At 43.8% G+C, this 17,889-nt stretch carries 19 protein-coding genes; 6 read left to right on the forward strand and 13 right to left on the reverse strand.

The genetic code is table 11. The features are described from left to right. The first annotated feature begins 191 nt into the window (after positions 1 to 191). Positions 192 to 578: an Alr5209 family pentapeptide repeat protein gene (locus NIES1031_RS04620; protein WP_073548315.1), complete on the forward strand. Its 387-nt coding sequence runs from the start codon at positions 192 to 194 to the stop codon at positions 576 to 578. A 28-nt stretch (positions 579 to 606) separates the two neighbouring features. Here NIES1031_RS04620 and NIES1031_RS04625 read toward each other — a convergent pair whose 3' ends face one another. The 9 genes from NIES1031_RS04625 to NIES1031_RS04665 form a co-directional block, all read right to left on the reverse strand. Then, positions 607 to 1,284: a cysteine hydrolase family protein gene (locus NIES1031_RS04625; RefSeq protein WP_073548316.1), complete on the reverse strand. Its 678-nt coding sequence runs from the start codon at positions 1,282 to 1,284 to the stop codon at positions 607 to 609. Further along, positions 1,275 to 1,622: a cupin domain-containing protein gene (locus tag NIES1031_RS04630; protein ID WP_073548317.1), complete on the reverse strand. Its 348-nt coding sequence runs from the start codon at positions 1,620 to 1,622 to the stop codon at positions 1,275 to 1,277. The genes NIES1031_RS04625 and NIES1031_RS04630 overlap by 10 nt, the downstream gene beginning before the upstream one ends. 112 nt (positions 1,623 to 1,734) lie before the next feature. Continuing rightward, positions 1,735 to 3,300 carry an ABC transporter ATP-binding protein gene (locus NIES1031_RS04635; RefSeq protein ID WP_073548318.1) on the reverse strand — a complete coding sequence of 522 codons (1,566 nt, stop codon included), beginning with the start codon at positions 3,298 to 3,300 and terminating at the stop codon, positions 1,735 to 1,737. Positions 3,301 to 3,319: 19 nt separating this feature from the next. Beyond that, on the reverse strand, positions 3,320 to 4,033 hold the full coding sequence (biuH, locus tag NIES1031_RS04640; protein WP_073548319.1) for a biuret amidohydrolase: 714 nt from the start codon (positions 4,031 to 4,033) through the stop codon (positions 3,320 to 3,322). 37 nt (positions 4,034 to 4,070) lie between these two features. Beyond that, positions 4,071 to 5,105, reverse strand: a complete 1,035-nt coding sequence (locus tag NIES1031_RS04645; RefSeq protein WP_073548320.1) for a formamidase — start codon at positions 5,103 to 5,105, stop codon at positions 4,071 to 4,073. Continuing rightward, on the reverse strand, positions 5,102 to 5,494 hold the full coding sequence (locus NIES1031_RS04650) for an allophanate hydrolase-related protein (protein ID WP_073548321.1): 393 nt from the start codon (positions 5,492 to 5,494) through the stop codon (positions 5,102 to 5,104). The genes NIES1031_RS04645 and NIES1031_RS04650 overlap by 4 nt, the downstream gene beginning before the upstream one ends. Positions 5,495 to 5,581: 87 nt before the next feature. Continuing rightward, on the reverse strand, positions 5,582 to 6,502 hold the full coding sequence (locus NIES1031_RS04655) for an ABC transporter permease (RefSeq protein ID WP_073548322.1): 921 nt from the start codon (positions 6,500 to 6,502) through the stop codon (positions 5,582 to 5,584). A gap of 18 nt (positions 6,503 to 6,520) precedes the next feature. Next, a complete protein-coding gene (locus tag NIES1031_RS04660) occupies positions 6,521 to 7,609 on the reverse strand; it encodes an ABC transporter permease (RefSeq protein ID WP_218596660.1) in 1,089 nt (362 codons plus the stop codon). Positions 7,610 to 7,671: 62 nt separating this feature from the next. Then, complete coding sequence (locus NIES1031_RS04665) at positions 7,672 to 8,847, reverse strand: BMP family ABC transporter substrate-binding protein (protein ID WP_073548323.1); 1,176 nt, start codon at positions 8,845 to 8,847, stop codon at positions 7,672 to 7,674. Positions 8,848 to 9,253: 406 nt separating this feature from the next. Between NIES1031_RS04665 and NIES1031_RS04670 the strand changes: the two genes are divergently transcribed. Continuing rightward, positions 9,254 to 12,832, forward strand: a complete 3,579-nt coding sequence (locus tag NIES1031_RS04670) for a WD40 domain-containing protein (protein ID WP_073548324.1) — start codon at positions 9,254 to 9,256, stop codon at positions 12,830 to 12,832. 112 nt (positions 12,833 to 12,944) lie between these two features. Here the strand turns inward: NIES1031_RS04670 and NIES1031_RS04675 are convergent, their stop codons facing one another. Beyond that, the gene (locus tag NIES1031_RS04675; protein WP_073548325.1) at positions 12,945 to 13,460 is read right to left on the reverse strand and encodes a DUF29 family protein; all 516 of its coding nucleotides are present in this window, start codon (positions 13,458 to 13,460) and stop codon (positions 12,945 to 12,947) included. Positions 13,461 to 13,519: 59 nt separating this feature from the next. On the opposite strand from NIES1031_RS04675, the gene NIES1031_RS24715 reads away from it, so the two are divergent. The 4 genes from NIES1031_RS24715 (at position 13,520) to hemH (ending at position 15,749) form a co-directional block, all read left to right on the forward strand. Beyond that, the gene (locus NIES1031_RS24715) at positions 13,520 to 13,786 is read left to right on the forward strand and encodes an SPFH domain-containing protein (protein WP_218596661.1); all 267 of its coding nucleotides are present in this window, start codon (positions 13,520 to 13,522) and stop codon (positions 13,784 to 13,786) included. A 52-nt stretch (positions 13,787 to 13,838) separates the two neighbouring features. Then, complete coding sequence (locus NIES1031_RS24720; protein ID WP_218596662.1) at positions 13,839 to 14,057, forward strand: SPFH domain-containing protein; 219 nt, start codon at positions 13,839 to 13,841, stop codon at positions 14,055 to 14,057. Between the two features lie 56 nt (positions 14,058 to 14,113). After that, positions 14,114 to 14,257: a type II toxin-antitoxin system antitoxin gene (locus tag NIES1031_RS04685; RefSeq protein WP_218596663.1), complete on the forward strand. Its 144-nt coding sequence runs from the start codon at positions 14,114 to 14,116 to the stop codon at positions 14,255 to 14,257. A gap of 328 nt (positions 14,258 to 14,585) precedes the next feature. Beyond that, positions 14,586 to 15,749: a ferrochelatase gene (gene hemH / locus NIES1031_RS04690; protein WP_073548326.1), complete on the forward strand. Its 1,164-nt coding sequence runs from the start codon at positions 14,586 to 14,588 to the stop codon at positions 15,747 to 15,749. Here hemH and NIES1031_RS23630 read toward each other — a convergent pair. The 3 genes from NIES1031_RS23630 to purB form a co-directional block, all read right to left on the reverse strand. Further along, entirely contained in the window at positions 15,744 to 15,914 is a 171-nt protein-coding gene (locus NIES1031_RS23630; RefSeq protein WP_143167701.1) for an NmrA family NAD(P)-binding protein, read from the reverse strand. The genes hemH and NIES1031_RS23630 overlap by 6 nt on opposite strands. Continuing rightward, positions 15,911 to 16,444, reverse strand: a complete 534-nt coding sequence (locus tag NIES1031_RS04700) for a DUF4126 domain-containing protein (protein WP_073548327.1) — start codon at positions 16,442 to 16,444, stop codon at positions 15,911 to 15,913. Before NIES1031_RS04700 ends, NIES1031_RS23630 begins: the two co-directional genes overlap by 4 nt. 131 nt (positions 16,445 to 16,575) lie before the next feature. Then, complete coding sequence (purB, locus tag NIES1031_RS04705) at positions 16,576 to 17,871, reverse strand: adenylosuccinate lyase (protein WP_073548328.1); 1,296 nt, start codon at positions 17,869 to 17,871, stop codon at positions 16,576 to 16,578. Between the last annotated feature and the right edge of the window lie 18 nt (positions 17,872 to 17,889).

The following is a 17,889-nucleotide window of genomic DNA, read 5'->3' on the forward strand; positions in this document are numbered from 1 at the left end:
ATCTAGAGACAAGTTTGTTATATTAATGCCATACTGGTAGGTGTTTTGTATCTAAGAATACTAAACTTATTCGCTACACTAATTAAGCCTTACAGTGCAGTTGCGCGCTGAATTTAAATATTTGTAATGAAATTGCCTCGATATCGAAGTTGCATAATAGAAATCAAAAGGACACCTGTGAGGATATAGTTATGTCGGAAGCAGCAAAATCTTCACCAATCGTTAGTGCTGTAGCGACACTCCTAGAAAATTATGCAGCAGGAAAACGGAACTTCAATAACGCTAACTTGGGGGATGCGCAACTTCAAGGTGAAAATTTAAAAGGAGTTGACTTTAGCTATGCTGATTTGAGTCAAGCAAAGTTGAGCAACGCAAATCTGAGAGGTGCTGATCTAAGTTATGCCGATTTGAGCCAAGCTGATTTAACGGGTACTGATTTACGAGGCAGTTTACTCTTAGGAGCAAATCTACGTCAAGCTGAACTCAAAAATGCCAAGTTAGAAGGTGCAGATTACGATCGCAATACGCATTTTCCGGAAAATTTTGACCCTATGAGTGTGGGGATGAAGCAGAGATAATGGGTAGTTGGTAATTGGGGATAGAAGGTTACGAATAGTTGCCAAATGCTTGCATAACATTAGCAGCGGTTGCTGTCCAGCCAACGATTCCACCTTGGGCGCGAATCATTTCTAAGGTAGATTCTTTAAACTCTGGGAAATAGCTTGCTGTTGCATCTTCAACAAGTAAGCATTCAAAGCCGCGATCGTTGGCTTCGCGCATTGTTGTTTGGACGCAGACTTCGGTAGTCACTCCAGTGATCATCAGGTGTGTAATTCCTTGTTTGTGTAGATAGGATTCGAGAGAAGTTTGGTAAAAAGCGCCTTTACCTGGTTTAGAAATCACGATTTCGCCTGGAATTGGCTGTAATTCAGAAATAATCGCATTTCCTGATTCACCTAAAATGAGTATGCGTCCCATTGGTCCTGGATCGCCAATTTTTAACTGACCGTTTCCGCGACGCAACTTTGACGGCGGACAGTCGGATAAATCCGGTTGATGTCCTTCAACTGTGTGAAATACGGGTAATTGACGTCTGCGGAAGATTTCGAGTAAGCTCTTAATAATGGGGATAGTTGCGCTTAAGTGACTCACATCATTACCTAATGCTTCCCCAAATCCACCAGGTTCTAAAAAGTCACGCTGCATATCGATAATTAACAGTGCTACTTTCTGCAAATCTGAGGGAAGTTCGTAATCGTAGGGTTGTGCAGCAATTAAGACCATAGCACTACAGGTTTTTCCCAAATTGCTAAGACAATACAGCCAGTTTCACTTGTAACAGTGTGACTCGTACCAGGAGGATTAATCACCAAAGTTCCGGTTTGGTGTTTGCCATTGCGATCGCTTTGCGAACCAGACAACACAAAAATATGTTCAAACCCAACGTGTTCGTGTTTCGGTACAACTGCACCAGGTTGATACCGTAATAGCGCCGCTGTTGCCCCCTGTTCGCCGTCTTGGTAAAAGCGATAAATATCCACTCCAGGGCGAAAAGGTTCCCAAGGTAAATCGTCATGCCAAGCAGCAATATTGAGTAAGTTCTTAAGTGTTAAAATTTTCATAATTGTTTGTAATTAAGTGAACTAGTAAAAATAAAGGATGGTAACTGGAAAAATACTGATGAAGAGTTTCCGATTACCGATTACCTACTACCAACTTCAACAAGTGTGGTATTTAATCATGTCCCGCCATACGTTGACCAATGGCAGTAATATCAGCGTTGGTGATCGCACTTTCATAAACAAGTTTGCCGTCGCTCATCACAACAATGCGATCGGCGAGTGTGAGAAGTTCGTCTAAATCTTCGCTGACTAATAGTACCGCAACTCCGCGATTGCGGGCGGCGACGATTTGGGTGTGAATATATTCAACAGCAGCAAAATCTAAACCGAAACAAGGATTGGCGGCGATGAGTAAATTGATACACGAACTTGATAATTCGCGGGCTAATACAGTACGCTGGACGTTACCACCAGAAAGATTGCCTACAGGTGTATCGACTGAAGGGGTTTTGATCGAAAAGCTACTGACCAACCCTTTAGCTGCTTCGCGCATTGCTTTGAGAACGAGTAACCAACCGAATGACGCTTGTGGGGGACGATCGAATGTGCGTAATGCTAGATTTTCTGCCACACTCATGTGCGGGACGCACGCATTGCGTAAAGGTTCTTCGGGAAGTGCAAAGACGCGATGACGAAACATCTGTGCGCGAGTAGCAGTGTATGTTTCGCCGTTAACTAATATTTGCCCTACTGTCGCCGGACGTTGACCTGCTAAAACTTCGACTAATTCGCGTTGACCGTTACCAGAAACCCCCGCAATTCCAACAATTTCGCCACTGCTAACAGTTAAATTAATACCATTGATAGCGGCTAAACCATTGTCTTTATTGGCGTGAATGTTTTTGAGTTCTAAAACTGGAGTTGTTGCAATTGATGTTATTTTATCAAGCTGCTGCGTTTCGCGACGTTCTCCTAGCATCATTGTTGCTAAGTCAGCTAGTGATAAATCTTTAACCAAGCCATGACCTGCTTTCTTTCCTTTGCGCAGTACCGTCACTTCATCGACAAATGCCATCACTTCGCGGAATTTGTGACTAATCATCAATACGCTTAAGTTTCCCGCTTGCACTTCATTGCGGAGTAAACCCAAGACTTCATCAGCTTCCTGGGGAGTTAACACCGATGTTGGTTCATCTAAAATCAGAATGCGACTTTGTAAATAGAGTTGTTTGAGAATTTCTAGCTTTTGCTTTTGTCCCGCAGCCAATTGCATCACCGGAGTATCAAGATCAACTTGAAACGGTGCGCTTTGCATAAATGCTTTGAGTTGTGCATACTCGTTTTTCCAGTTAATTACGTTGCGATCGCTGTATCGCGACAACACTAAATTTTCCGCAACAGTCATGGCGGGGACAGAAGTAAAGTGCTGGTATACCATACCAATGCCATATTTATGCGCATCGCGAGGACTGGAAATATTACGCGATCGCTTATCTACTAACACATCGCCTTTATCAGGAGTGTAAAAACCCATGATGCACTTGACTAGCGTACTTTTCCCCGCGCCATTTTCGCCTAAAAGTGCGTGAAACGTTCCAGGTTTGAGGTGTAGTGAAACATTATCTAGCGCTGTCATTGCGCCAAATCCTTTGGTCATGTTCACCACTTCTAAATCGGGTGGTAAATTAGTTTTTTTACTAATAGATTGTTGTGCGATCGCATCGGTCAATCGTGACATTGGTTTTCCTCAGTTTTAATTAAACACTGACTTGTGATCCTTGAACTCTCATCAGTGTGATCGCCTGAATAAATGCTTGCGAATCAGCAACCGCACCAAATACACCACCTTGCATTTTGATCATTTTCAACGCCGCTAAGTAGTTACCATAATCGGTTGCGCCTGTGCAGTCGGAGAGTAGTAAACATTCATAACCGCGATCATTCGCATCGCGCATTGTCGTATGAACGCAGACATCGGTTGTAATTCCGGTGAGGATGATATTTTGAATGGCTTTGCGTTGTAAAATTAGATCTAAATCAGTTGCGTAGAATGACCCTTTTCCTGGCTTATCGATAATCACTTCTCCTGGAAGCGGTGCAAGTTCGGGAATAATTTCCCAGCCTGGTTCGCCACGAACGAGAATTTTGCCACAAGGTCCAGGATCGCCAATTCCCGCACCAATTTGTTGTGATCGCCAGCGTTTATTTTCTGGTAAATCAGATAAATCTGGTCGATGTCCCTCGCGGGTATGAATGACATGAAAACCTTTTGCCCGTGCAATTTCTAGAACTTTCCGAATTGGTTCAATCGGTGCGCGAGTCAACGATAAATCGTATCCCATGCGATCAACATAGCCGCCAATTCCGCAAAAATCCGTCTGCATATCAATAATTAGCAGTGCTGTATTTTCAGGACGCAAATCGCCATTAAAAGGATAGGGATACGGATCAGCTTCAACAAAATGTCCCATAGTGACTTTGGATTATTATAAAGAAAATGCTTGCTGTCTAACTCTTTCCTGCTTTCCCTCGCCCCTCGCTCCTCACTCCTCGCTCCTCATAAGTTCGTGTCGGAGGTGGAAAACCGCAAGCAGTTCCATCTTTGTGAATCACCGCGTCTTCCCAAGGGAGGCGATAGCAGCCGTTAACTAAATCTTGCATATAGGTATAAGGACAATCTTGCGCGCCGCCTTTAACGGCAACATAACCGCGATGTCCAAATTGATAAATATTATTTTCTACACCCCAGTGAATACGGGCTTCGCGGACGAGATCGGGGCGTACCTCGGCAGTGATAATTTCATCAGGGCGATCACTTCCCATCACTAACGGCGTACCGTCAAAATTGACGATCATACCTTCGCCCATCGAGTCAAACGTGCTATCGCTACCGCACATACACACCGATGCAGTATACATCAAATTACAAAACGCATTTGCTTGGTTCGTGATTTGCCAACTATGCCGAATTGGTGCAGTGTAACCCGCCGTCCGAATCATAATTTCTGCACCTTTGTAGGCACATTCGCGTGCCATTTCGGGAAACATTCCGTCATGACAGATGATGAGTGCGATCGTGCTACCGTTAGGACCTTCGCAGACCGGAATTCCTAAATTACCTGGTTCCCACGGTTCGACAGGTATCCACGGATGCAATTTGCGGTAGTAAAGCTTTAATTCTCCGGTATCATCAATAATAATGCCGCTATTGTAGGGATTTCCGTGCGGATTGTATTCCATGATCGAGAAACAGCCCCAAATGCGGTGATCTTGACAAGCTTTTTGAAATGCAGCAACTTCTGGTCCATCCAAGCGGCACATAATTTCCGGATTCGTATCCATCGATAAGCCGTGAAGTGAATATTCCGGAAATACGGCTAAATCCATCGCAGGTAAATTGCGGCGGGCTTTGGCGACCATCTGACAAATGCGATCGCACTGTACAGTTAAATCATCGGCAGTCACAACGTTAGGAAGTTGTAGCTGCACAAGACCGATAACGACTCCGTTAGGTGATTTGTTGAGTCCACCAAGTCCACTCATGAAAGATCTCCTTTATTAGCGATATAATTGCGCCAACCACCCCAAGAGGTAATTTCACGCTGGTTTTCACATAAGATTGGTTCGCCTAAAACGCCGAGAACTTCGCTACTATCTTCGAGGACGACTTTACCGATGCAAAGTCCTGGGGGTTCTTGAAGTAAGACTTGTACGAGTCCGTTGGGGGGAATTTGCCAAATTTCAAGGGCGATCGCATTTCCACCACTGGCGACGCGCAGCATCGCGGGATGTTTGTCGTTGATTGACCAGAGGCGATACACTGGTGCGGTTTTGGCTTTGCGTACAAAGGTCGCGTTGACGGCGAGGAGATTCGGGTTGAGTTCTAATCCGCGCATTAATGTACCGTTGACGGCGAAGAGGAGGTGTTGCATTTTTTATGAGAAAACGAACCACTTCAGACGCAGAGGACGCAGAGGAGAAATATATATGATGTTCTCTCATCCCTCACTCCTCGCCCCTCATTGCCCTAATGCCCCTGGTGCGCCATTGAGTGTGCGTTTGGGCGAACAGGTGAGGATCATGATGAGGAGGGTGAGAATGTAGGGGGAGGCATTGAAGAGGTAGTAGTAGGAATCGATACCAACGGATTGTAGCGCGGGACCGATCGCTTGCGCACCACCGAAGAGGAGCGAGGCGTATAAGCATTGCATCGGTTGCCAACGGGCAAAGATGACGAGGGCGACTGCCATTAAACCTTGACCGCCAGAAATACGTTCGTTCCAGCTACCAGGGTAGTAGAGGGATAAATAAGCACCGCCGATGCCTGCAAGGAAGCTACCAGCGATGATGCATAGCATTCGGACTTTGAAAATTGAGATTCCCATTGCTTTGGCGGCGTCGGGGCTATCACCAACCGCGCGGATGTAGAGTCCCCAGCGTGTGGCGCGAAAGAACCATTGCATTAAGGGTGCGATCGCAATTCCAATTAAAAACAACGGACTAATCTGCAATGCTGATTGCACTTGTGGTAAACTACTCCATGCCCCAAATTGCAGTGCGGGGAGTGGTGGAGCGGAAGGTTGAATAAAGGGTTTACCTAAGAAAAAGGCAATCCCGCTCCCGAAGATAATCATCGCGATTCCTACTGCGACATCGTTGACTCTGGGTTGTTGCGATAGCCACCCGTGAATCACACCTAATATCATGCCGGCGACTCCTGCCATAATAACACCTAGCCACGGCGAAGTTGTAAGGTATGCAATCGCATACGCACTCATTGCACCTGTCAGTAGGGTTCCTTCAAGTCCTAAGTTGATTTTGCCGCTTTTTTCGGTGAGACACTCGCCCAAACTGACAAATAGAAACGGGGCGCTACCGCGTAGTGTTCCGGCGGCGATCGCTAGGGGAACTCCCCACCAGCCTAATGCTTCGGTTGCCATCTCATCTCTCCTACAACGCTACGTAGTAACCGCTGACCCGTCCTTAAAAAACCTACCGTAGAGCGATTCGCTAAAGAGAACCACTAAGAATACTAAACCTTGAAAAACAAGAACTGTGGCATCAGGGAGGTTGTGCGATCGCTGTAAACTTCCACCACTTGCTAAAATTCCACCGAGTAAAATCGCGACTAAAGTTGCGGCTAATGGGTTATGTCGGGCAATAAATGCGACTAAAATACCGCTATAGCCGTAATTTGCATTCAAAGATTCATTCGCGCGTCCATGCACTGCAGCAACTTCAACCATACCGGCTAATCCGGCACAAGAACCGGCTAAAAAGCAAATCATTATTGTCAGTTTACCCACAGGAAGTCCTGCAATTCTCGCAGCGCGGATATTTCCACCCGCAACACGCGCCGCAAAGCCGAACGTTGTGCGTTGAATCAGGAAATAAGCGATAACACAAGCAACAAGTCCGTAAATCAAACCATAGTGAACGCGAGTTCCAGGGATATCGCCCAACATATTGATTTCTGCTATTGGGTAACTCGAAGGCTTGTTGAGCGAACTTGGATCGCGCATGGGTCCACCGACAAGGTGATTGAGGAGCGCGATCGCAATATAATTCAGTAGCAAGCTACTAATCGTTTCATTTACGCCACGATAGTGTCGCAACGCACCAACAGCCCCAATCCACAATCCACCACACACAATTGAGGCGATCGCCATTGCAATTTGTACTATCGTAGGTGGCGCGGTTGATAAGGATAATCCTGCGGCGACAGCCCCCAATCCACCGACAATGATCGCGCCTTCGTTACCAATAATCACCAAACCCAAACGTGCAGGAAGCGCGGTACACAACGAACTCAGCATCAATGGTGCAGCGCGTAGTAACGTATTCTGAAACGCCCGCCAACTACCAAATGCAGATCGATAAATTGAAGCATAAACACCAAAAGGATCAGCACCAGCAAACGCACAAAAAATACCAAACAATAGCAACGAAAACAGCAACGCTGCTAACGGTATACAAATTGCTTCGAGGGTACGCGAGTTGTAACGGTTGATCATAATTTTGGTAATTGGTAATTGAGAACGATACATAAGTAATGCTTAGAATACGGTGAGCAGTTGGTAATTCTGTCCCATTACCTATTCCCTATTCCCTAACTACTCACATTCCCTACAACGCCCGAAACTAACCAATTCATCTTTTCCAATTCTTGATCTTGCTGCTGAAAATCTTTACCGGCCGGAATCACAACTTTTCCGGTGTTATCTTTCAGTTCGCCTCGGTAAACAATCATGCTACCATCCATAAACTTTGCTTTAGCCGCATCCGCAGTTTGCCTAGCATCTGCACTCACCGCAGTACCATAAGGCGATAACTTCAAAAAGCCATCTTTCAAACCACCACGCACTAAATGGGGAATTCCGCCATTCATCAATGTTTGACCTGCGCGAATCATTTCGACATAATTCGTATAAACTTGCGTCCAATCCCACTCTGCACCTGTGAGATATCCTTTAGGAGCAAGCGCAGCTTGATTAGCATGGTAGCCACTACAGAAAATACCGCGTTTTTCAGCAGTTTCCATCACTACTTTAGGACTATCTACATGACAGGTAATAACGTCAATACTTTGATCTGCCATACTGTTGGCTGCTTCAGCTTCTTTAACTGGTAATGCCCAGTCGCCTGTAAAAATCACTTGTGTTGTAATTTCAGGTTTAACACTACGCGCGCCCAACGTGAAGCTATTGATGTTACGCAATACCTGTGGAATCGGTTTAGCAGCAATAAAGCCTAATTTACCTGTTTTAGACGTTTGACCAGCAACAACGCCAGCTACATACTGTGCTTCATCGATGTAACCGAAGTAACTACCAACGTTTTGCGGATGTACGCCTTCTTGGTAAAGTCCACCGCAGTGAAAAAACTGAACTTCAGGATATTCTTGGGCAATTTTGAGGATATGCGGATCGTAATAGCCAAAAGAAGTAGGAAACAAGATAGTCGCGCCATCTTCTTCAATCATATTCCGCATCGTTTCTTCGACTGCGGTTGTTTCAGGAACGTTCGCTTCTTCAACAATTCTGACACCTGGGAGTTTAGCAATTCCTGCTGCGCCTTCTGCATGAGCTTGATTGTAACCGTAGTCATCTTTAGGACCAACGTAAATAAAACCAATCACAAGCGGATTATCTCCACCACCCGCAGTAGTCGCTTGCGTTTCTTGAGTGGAAGCACATCCACCTAACTTGGCGGTTACTCCAAATGCAGTCGTTGCTAAAAGCCCACGAACAACTTGACGACGAGATAAATAGATTCTTTTACTCACTCTAACTCTCCTTAACACAAGGATCGTTGCGGAAAATTGCTTTCTTTGTTAAGTGAGCTTATCAGTCTTATTCAATAATAAAAATGCAAAAAAGTTCGCTAAAGGTGCGCTAAAAGTGCGAGGAATGTTGCCCAAGTAACAAAGAGCAAGTCAAGAAAACTCTAAAATCTGCATTGATGAAGCTGCTGTAAGAATTACCAGGGATAGATACTAGCAATTTATAGGTGTGAGCAAGGTGCAAATTACACAACTGTTCATTTAGATGCTTCAGCTTAGCTAGAAACACTATATCTACATATTGCTCAAATTAAAACTGCATTAAAAACTACCTTTTGCTTTGTGTCCTCAGTGTCTACCCTGCGGGAAGGCTACGCCAATGTGGTTCGTTGTTTCATAATTTTGCGTAATGAATAGTGAAGAAGCACTAGCAATTGTCCAAACTTTAGCTGAAGAACCTTTAAGTAAGCTGCAAGCTTCTGTATTTTGTTATGCATGGGAAGAACAGCCGTACCAAGAAATTGCCAAACAACTTGGTTATGAAGTTGGTTATCTCAAGCAAACCGGTTCGCAGTTATGGCAAGTTCTCAGTCGCGCTTTTGGGGAAAAAGTTTCTAAAAGTAACGTGCAGTTAGTTCTTAAGCGCAAAGCCAGAGAGTTGACTGATGAATGCGTAGGCAATTCCGTTCAAAGTCTTAAGTACGACGATTGGGGTAACGCTCCTGATGTATCAGTTTTTTATGGTAGAAGTGCAGAATTAGCAACACTCGAACAATGGATTATTCGCGATCGCTGTCGTTGGGTTGGCTTGTATGGAATGGGTGGAATTGGTAAAACCTGTCTCGCAGTCAAGTTAGCGCGCGAAATTCAAAGTAATTTCGAGTACATCATTTGGCGCAGTTTGCGGAATGCACCACCGATTTTAGACTTATTGGCAGATTTAATCCAATTTCTGTCACAGCAACGCGAAACGGATTTACCAAATACGCTTGATGGTTGCATTTTACAGTTATTGCAATACTTACGCGCGCATCGCTGTTTATTGATTCTCGATAATGGCGAGACAATCCTACGATCGCCTTCTACTGACGAAGGGTACACTCAGTTATTCAAATCTATTGCCCAAACTCATCATCAAAGTACACTAGTCCTCACAAGTCGCGAAAAGCCTAACTCAATTGCGCTGGAAGAAGGAGAAAATTTACCCGTGCGATCGCTACGACTTTCAGGTTTAAATGAAAGTGCGATCAAAAAAATCTTTGAAACCAAAGGATCTTTCACCGCGTCCCATCCCGAATGGAAACTATTAGTTCATCATTATGCAGGTAATCCTTTAGCTTTAAAAATTGTTGCTGCGGGTATTCAGAACTTTTTTGATTGTAGTATCAGTAACTTTTTAGAAGTTCTACCGCAAGCTGCTATCGTTTTTGGTGACATCCGAGATTTACTAGCAAGTCAAATTCATTACCTACCAGAATTAGAATTACAGATTTTGTACTGGTTAGCAATTAATCGAGAGCCTGTCACTTTATCTGAACTCAAAACAGATATTATTCCACAGATAACTTTAGGTGAATTATTAGATGCGATCGCGGCTTTAGAAAGAAAATGCCTAATTGATAAAATTGCACCTACGCCAATTGAAAACAGTAGGTTTACATTGCAACCTGTCGTTATGGAGTATATCGGTGATCGTTTCATCCATCAAATTTGTGAAGAAATTACGCATAAAAATCTACACCTTTTTAATTCGCACACGCTGATTAAAGCAACTGCTAAAGATTATATTCGGGAAACACAAAAGTGCCTGATACTTCAACCGATTATAGACAAATTAATTAATAATAGTAGTAAAGCAAAATTAGAAACAAAATTTCAACAAATTCTCTGCGAGTTGCGCGAGACTCAACAAGTAACTGGGTATGCAGGTGGAAATATACTCAATATACTTTGCTATTTACAAACCGATCTGAGCGGTTGGGATTTTTCGCAAATTAGTATTTGGCAAGCATACTTGTGTTGCAGCAATTTACAACAAGTTAATTTCACCTCAGCAAACTTTGCTAAATCTGTTTTTACTGATACTTTTAGTCAAGTTTTATCGGTTGCTTTTAGTCCTGATGGTAAGTTACTTGCAACAGGCGATGTCAACCATGAAATTCATGTCTGGCAAGTCACTGACGGAAAACAAGTACTTACTTGTAAAGTCGATGCAGGTTGGTTGTGGTGTGTTGCTTTTAGTCCTAATGGTCGCCACTTAGCAAGTAGCGCCAACTGTACCGTAAATTTGTGGGATGTCCAGACAGGAGAATGCATTAAATCATTTCCAGGGTACACTGACCGTGTATTTTCTGTGGCGTTTAGTCCTGATGGTCGAATGCTAGCAAGTGGTAGTGAAGATCGCTTAGTACGAGTTTGGGATATTAAAACGGGTGAATTGTTGCATACTTTTGCTGGACATACGGATGAAGTGCGTTCAGTTGCTTTTGCACCGCAACACTATGCACATAGCCGTCACGGAGGATTGCTAGCAAGTGGTAGTTTTGACGGTACTGTGCGCGTTTGGAATATAGATACAGGCGAGTGTTTGAAACTTGCGGAACATCAACAAAAAGTGTGGTCTATAGCGTTTAGTCCTGATGGCAGTATCATTGCGAGTGGCAGTAGCGATCGCACAATCAAACTTTGGGATATTCGCACAGGGACAAGTATTAAAACTATGACTGCACACTCGCAGCAAATTCGCACCGTTGCGTTTAGCAGTGATGGGCGAACGCTAGCAAGCGGTAGTGACGATCAATCGGTCAGGATCTGGAATTATCATACAGGTGAGGTTTTACGAGTTCTTAAAGGACATACGAGTTGGATATCGACAGTTGCATTTAGTCCCAATAACTACTTATTGGCTAGTAGCAGTGAAGATCGATCCGTGCGTTTGTGGGATAGCCGCAATAACTTTTGTCTGAAGACTTTGCAAGGGCATAGTAATGGTGTTTGGTGCGTTGCTTTTAGTCCCGATGGTACGCAGCTTGCGAGTGGTTCTCAGGATCGCTTGATCCGCTTGTGGGATACAACAACAGGTAAGCATTTGGGTAGCTTACAAGGACATACTAGCTGGATTTGGTCGGTAGCTTTCCATCCTGAGGGCAATATCTTAGCAAGTGGTAGCGAAGACCGCACAATTAGATTATGGGATACTCAGACACGACAACATTTAACAACGCTCAAAGGGCACGCTGATGCAGTGTTTGCTGTGATATTTAGCCCTGATGGTAAAACACTGTTTAGCGGTAGTCTCGACGGAACAATTAGACTTTGGAACATACAACAACAAACGTGTCATCCTTGGCAAGGACATCGCGGCGGTGTTTGGTCAATTGCTTTAAGCGTAGATGGAACGCTACTAGCAAGTGGTAGTCAAGATCAAACGATTAAACTTTGGGATGTTCAAACAGGTTGCTGCATTAAGACGCTATCCGGACATACGAGTTGGATTCGTGCATGTGCTATCAGTCGCGATCGCCTATATCTTGTCAGCGGTAGTGCTGACGGCGTGATTAAAGTTTGGCAAATTGAAACAGGGCAATGCATCCAAACGCTACAGGCGCATCAGGGTCCAGTATTATCAATTGTTTTTGATCCTAGTGGCAAGAACTTTGCAACGTGTGGCACTGATGCAGTGATAAAACTTTGGCAATGGCAGCCGACTTGTACAATTTCAAAGACTCTACACGGACATAGTAAATGGGTCAGGTTCCTAGCTTACAACTCCGAGGGACTTCTTGCAAGTTGTAGTCAAGACGAAACAATCAAACTTTGGAATTTTAACGGTAATCGCCATCTCACTCACAAAACACTACAAGTTCCTAGACCTTACGAGGGCATGAATATTACTGATGCTCAAGGCTTGACAGCAGCAACTACGACTACACTGAAAATATTGGGTGCTATTGATTCCAATAATATAGCGGCTAGTAACTTCTGTTAGCTATTAACTTTTTTTTAAAAGCTTTATAGCGTAATAGATTTACTATATATACCTGTCTTAACCTGAATGCGTCTTGCTATACAAAAAAATCAATAGGGTAATAGCATCAAAATTATATTCTATCTATCCAATCTTTTCCACCAGGAAGTTGACTTAATATCTCGTTAATTACTGTAGATAACTCTTTTGGCGAGTAATTGTATGTAAGTACTAGCAACTTAAGTGCATCTGTTATTATCTGCTTTTTATTAGCGATCGCGGCAAGCTGGGAAGGACTATAATTCCCTTCCATCACTTCTTCACTAGCAAGATAGATAGCTTCTTCAAATTCATCTTCTAGCATTGCCTCCCACTCGTCAGGCTTGACGTAATATGAAGTCTTGTTGTCTTGTAAATTCAACTTTTTGATTTCTCTAATTGAGCTACGAATTGAATTTGCCCAAGAATTAGTTAACCGCTGTTCTACCTGATTTTTTATTAAATGAATTAATAACCTTAGTAGAAATGATTGAATATTACGCAGAATTGCTTGTCTACTCATTCCCTCAAGCTCATCTACAATTGCTAAAGCATCTGCGTAGCGTCCCTCTAAAATACTCTTTCTAAGGTCTACAAGTTCCTGCGTCATTACTCACAACTTATTACCTACCTAAAAGTATTTTCATTCTACTTGGCATTCGTCTCAAGGTGAATGATGCTCAAGGTAGTCCAATAGAAATTGCGGCAGTGGTAGTGTGGCGAGTCGTAGATTCAGCGAAATCGCAGTTTGGAGTTGATGATTACGTACAGTTTGTGGCGTGGCAAAGTGAAACTGCATTAAGAGCCTTAGCGATACGTTACCCTTATGATGCTCCTGATGAGACTGCGATTCCTTCTTTGCGAGGCACTCCTGATGATAATTGCTCATGCATTGCAAAAGGAACTGCAAATGCGCTTAGAAGTGACAGGAGTTGAAGTATTATAAGCAAGACTATCACATCTAGCTTATGCTCCTGAAATCGCCCAAATGATGCTACGTCGCCAACAAGCCAGCGCAATTATTGATGCACGCAGACAACTAGTGGAAGGTGCAGTGGGAATGGTAAACGAAGCCCTCAAGCGATTGAGTGAACAGCAAATTATAGAATTAGACGAAGAGCGCAAAGCGAGTATGATCAACAATTTACTCGTTGTTTTAACCTCGGATCAAAATGCTCAACCTGTGGTGAACACTGGTAGTTTGTAGACATGAGCCAGAAGAAAAGGTTTTTACTGCGATGAGACCACAGGCTTTATAAGGTCATGGAAAAATGGTCTGCTGATGAGCTAAGAAGTGTCAACGCTCAGATCGAGTATCGGCTGACAGAAGCAGCACGTAAGACGGGAAGATGGCAAGAAAGTCAACGCCATAAATCTAATAATTCTCAAGAGGAAGAAGACAAGTAAGGTTTCTCCTTCTTCCTCTTGCGTTTTTGTAGATGATACAGAGTATACTTATTTAAGAATATTTCTCAAGTTATTTATATAGCAAGTGAGAAAATTTACTACTTAGAGTAATTGTTAAACCTTGTAAAGGTAATCCAGAAAAATATGCAGCATCAACCTAAACTTAAAGCCATAAGATGCGCTATGTAGACCGTATAGCCACTGATAGCAGTAGCTAGAGCCTTGCAAAATTGTGAAATTGTCTTCGTCAAGCAGAATAATACAATTGATAAAGATATATTGTTAAACTTAGTAACAAAGCTGAAAACACTGGGGTATTGTAACGGCTATGGGTCGAATTGGGGTACTATTACTCAATCTAGGTGGACCGGATCAACTAGAAGATGTCGGACCGTTTCTGTTTAACTTGTTTTCTGACCCAGAAATCATTCGTCTTCCTTTTCCTTGGTTACAAAAACCCCTAGCTTGGTTTATTTCGACTCGACGGACGAAGCTGTCGCAAGAAAATTACCGCCAGATTGGAGGTGGTTCGCCGCTACGTCAAATTACCGAAGAACAAGCCGAAGCGCTGGAAAAACAGCTACGCACAAAAGGACACGAAGCAAAAGTGTATATTGGAATGCGTTATTGGCATCCATTTACAGAAGAGGCGATCGCCCGCATCAAACGCGACAACATCGAACGCTTAGTGATTCTACCTTTGTACCCGCAATTCTCGATTAGTACCAGTGGTTCCAGTTTCCGGTTACTGCAAAGACTGTGGCAAGAAGACCCAAAGCTTGAAAAAATTGAATACACTGTGATTCCTTCTTGGTATAAGCAGCCAAGCTATTTGCAAGCAATGGCGCAGTTAATCGCGCAAGAACTCGACAAGTTTCCTAACCCTGACGCAGTTCACGTCTTTTTCAGCGCGCATGGTGTACCAAAAAGCTACGTTGAAGAAGCAGGCGATCCGTATCAGCAGGAAATTGAGGAATGTACTGCACTCATTATGCAGACGCTCGATCGACCTAATGCTCATACGCTAGCTTATCAAAGTCGTGTTGGTCCTGTAGAGTGGTTGCAACCTTATACAGAGGATGCACTCAAAGAACTTGGTGCGCAAGGTGTAGAAAATATCGCAGTGGTTCCAATTAGCTTTGTTTCTGAACACATCGAGACACTACAAGAAATCGATATTGAGTACCGCGAAGTTGCCGAAGAAGCAGGAATTCACCACTTTTGCCGTGTTCCCGCGCTGAATACTCACCCAGTCTTTATTCAAGCGATGGTTGACTTGGTAGAAGAAGCGGTGAAGAACCCCAGCCTGAAGCTGTCGCAAGTAACTCAGATGAAGAAAAAAGTCAGAATGTACCCACAGGAACGTTGGGAGTGGGGTATGACGACAACAGCCGAAGTCTGGAACGGGCGTTTAGCGATGTTAGGCTTTTTAGCGTTGGTGATTGAGTTAATTACAGGACGCGGGTTACTACACTTTGTCGGAATTCTATGAGACTTTGTGTTGTATTACCAACATTCTCGATAATCTGTGATAGACTGCAATATTTTTTAAGTTCCGTACCGCAGCTTTAATGTGATATCCTTCATCGTAGAACAAGCGCACAACTTCACGACCGACAGTACCCGTTGCGCCTGTGGCTAAAATTTGACGACTCATTGTTGTTTGTACCAGCGGTGTAGACTTCTCATACTACGCACTGCTATCAATAACAATATAAGAGCCACTAAGCCTCCCACTTGAGGTGCATTCACTGCTAAGAAGACGAGGAGAATACACAAAGCATCTTGCACAAAAGCAACCCAAAAAGGAAAACCGCGTAGGCGATAAAACCAACCAGCTTGTACAAGTTGTAGAACAAAGGCGAGTAACGCGCCAACAACACCGAGTAACCAACTGGGAAGCGTCGTACCAACTGTTACACTCATACCTAAGATTGCACCAGCAATCGGACTCAATACGAGTTGAACTAATTGTAAAAGCCGCTGACTTAACCGTTGTTTACTACCGACTAGTTCCAATAAGGAACCACTAATTAATAAACTCGCAATCGCAACGGAAGGAATATAAGCGAGTAGTGGTAAGCCTAGGGAAAAATCATCATGCAAGATAGCCACAATAAATAAGGGTACGGCAATACGCATACTAGCTGCCGCCGCCGCAGATAGTGCGGCTAAAAGTTCGAGCATGAGGATAAACGCAAGTGGTAATTGGTAACTGGTAACTGGTAATTGGTCATTAAATAGCGATTAGCTTTTGTTTAATTGCTAAATGCTTTCCCATTGCCCATTACCTATGACCTATAATCATGCCCGCTGGCTTAAATATCAAGTCGTTGATAAATTTGCTCTAGGTGTTTCAAATGTTGCTGAGGATCGAAACACATTTCGATTTCTTCTGGGGATAGCAACTGAGTTACCCGCACATCATTGACAATTAAGTTATGAAAGTCGCCTTGCGGTTGATTCCAGGCTTGATGCGCGCACGATTGGACAATAGCATAAGCTTCTTCGCGACTCATACCCTTGTCTACAAGTGCGAGTAGAACTTTTTGGCTGAAAATGACTCCGCCATAGCAATTCATATTCCGTTCCATGTTTTGCGGATAGACGAGGAGGTTTTGTACTAAGTCAGTAATTTCCTTAAGCATAAAATGCGTCAAAATGCAAGCATCTGGCAAAATCACTCGTTCTACCGAGCTATGCGAAATATCGCGTTCGTGCCATAGTGCGACATTTTCTACTGCTGCGACAGCGTGAGAGCGAATTATTCGTGCCATTCCGGTTAAACGTTCAGAACGAATTGGATTGCGCTTGTGGGGCATTGCAGAAGAGCCTTTTTGCCCTTTAGCGAAGAATTCTTCGACTTCTAAGACGTCTGTGCGCTGGAGGTTGCGAATTTCTACGGCAAAGCGTTCGATTGACGCGGCTAGTAGGGCTAATTGTTGAACATAATCAGCGTGAATATCGCGAGAAATCACTTGTGTTGATGCGGTGTCGGGTTTTAAGCCGAGTTTTTCACAGGCGATCGCTTCTACTTGTGGGTCAATATTAGCGTATGTGCCGACAGCACCCGAAATTTTTCCTACCGCAATATCTTGGCGTAACCGCGTCAGGCGTTGTTGATGACGGATAACTTCGGCAAGCCAGCCTGCGAGTTTAAATCCGAAAGTTATCGGTTCGGCGTGAATGCCGTGCGATCGCCCTACCATCACGGTATAACGATGTTTTTGCGCCTGGGTACGAATCGCGCCGATTAAATCTTGCACGCGCTGCAAAATCACCTCAAGACTCGCAACAAGTTGAAGTGCTAAAGCTGTATCTAAAACATCCGAACTTGTTAACCCTAGATGAATATAACGCCCCGCATCACCTACATACTCGTTGACATTTGTCAAGAAAGCAATCACATCGTGGCGGACTTCCGCTTCAATTTCGAAAACGCGCTGCGGGTCAAAATTTGCCTTGGCTTTAATTTCTGCTACTGCATCGGTTGGGATATAACCAAGTTCCGCTTGTGCTTCACAAACAGCAATTTCTACCTGTAACCAAGTCTCTAACTTATATGTTTCCGTCCACAATTTGCCCATTTCGGGCAGAGTATAACGCTCGATCACGCGTCCGCCACAATGAAT

It is taken from the genome of Chroogloeocystis siderophila 5.2 s.c.1 (genome assembly GCF_001904655.1).
Lineage (GTDB): Bacteria > Cyanobacteriota > Cyanobacteriia > Cyanobacteriales > Chroococcidiopsidaceae > Chroogloeocystis > Chroogloeocystis siderophila.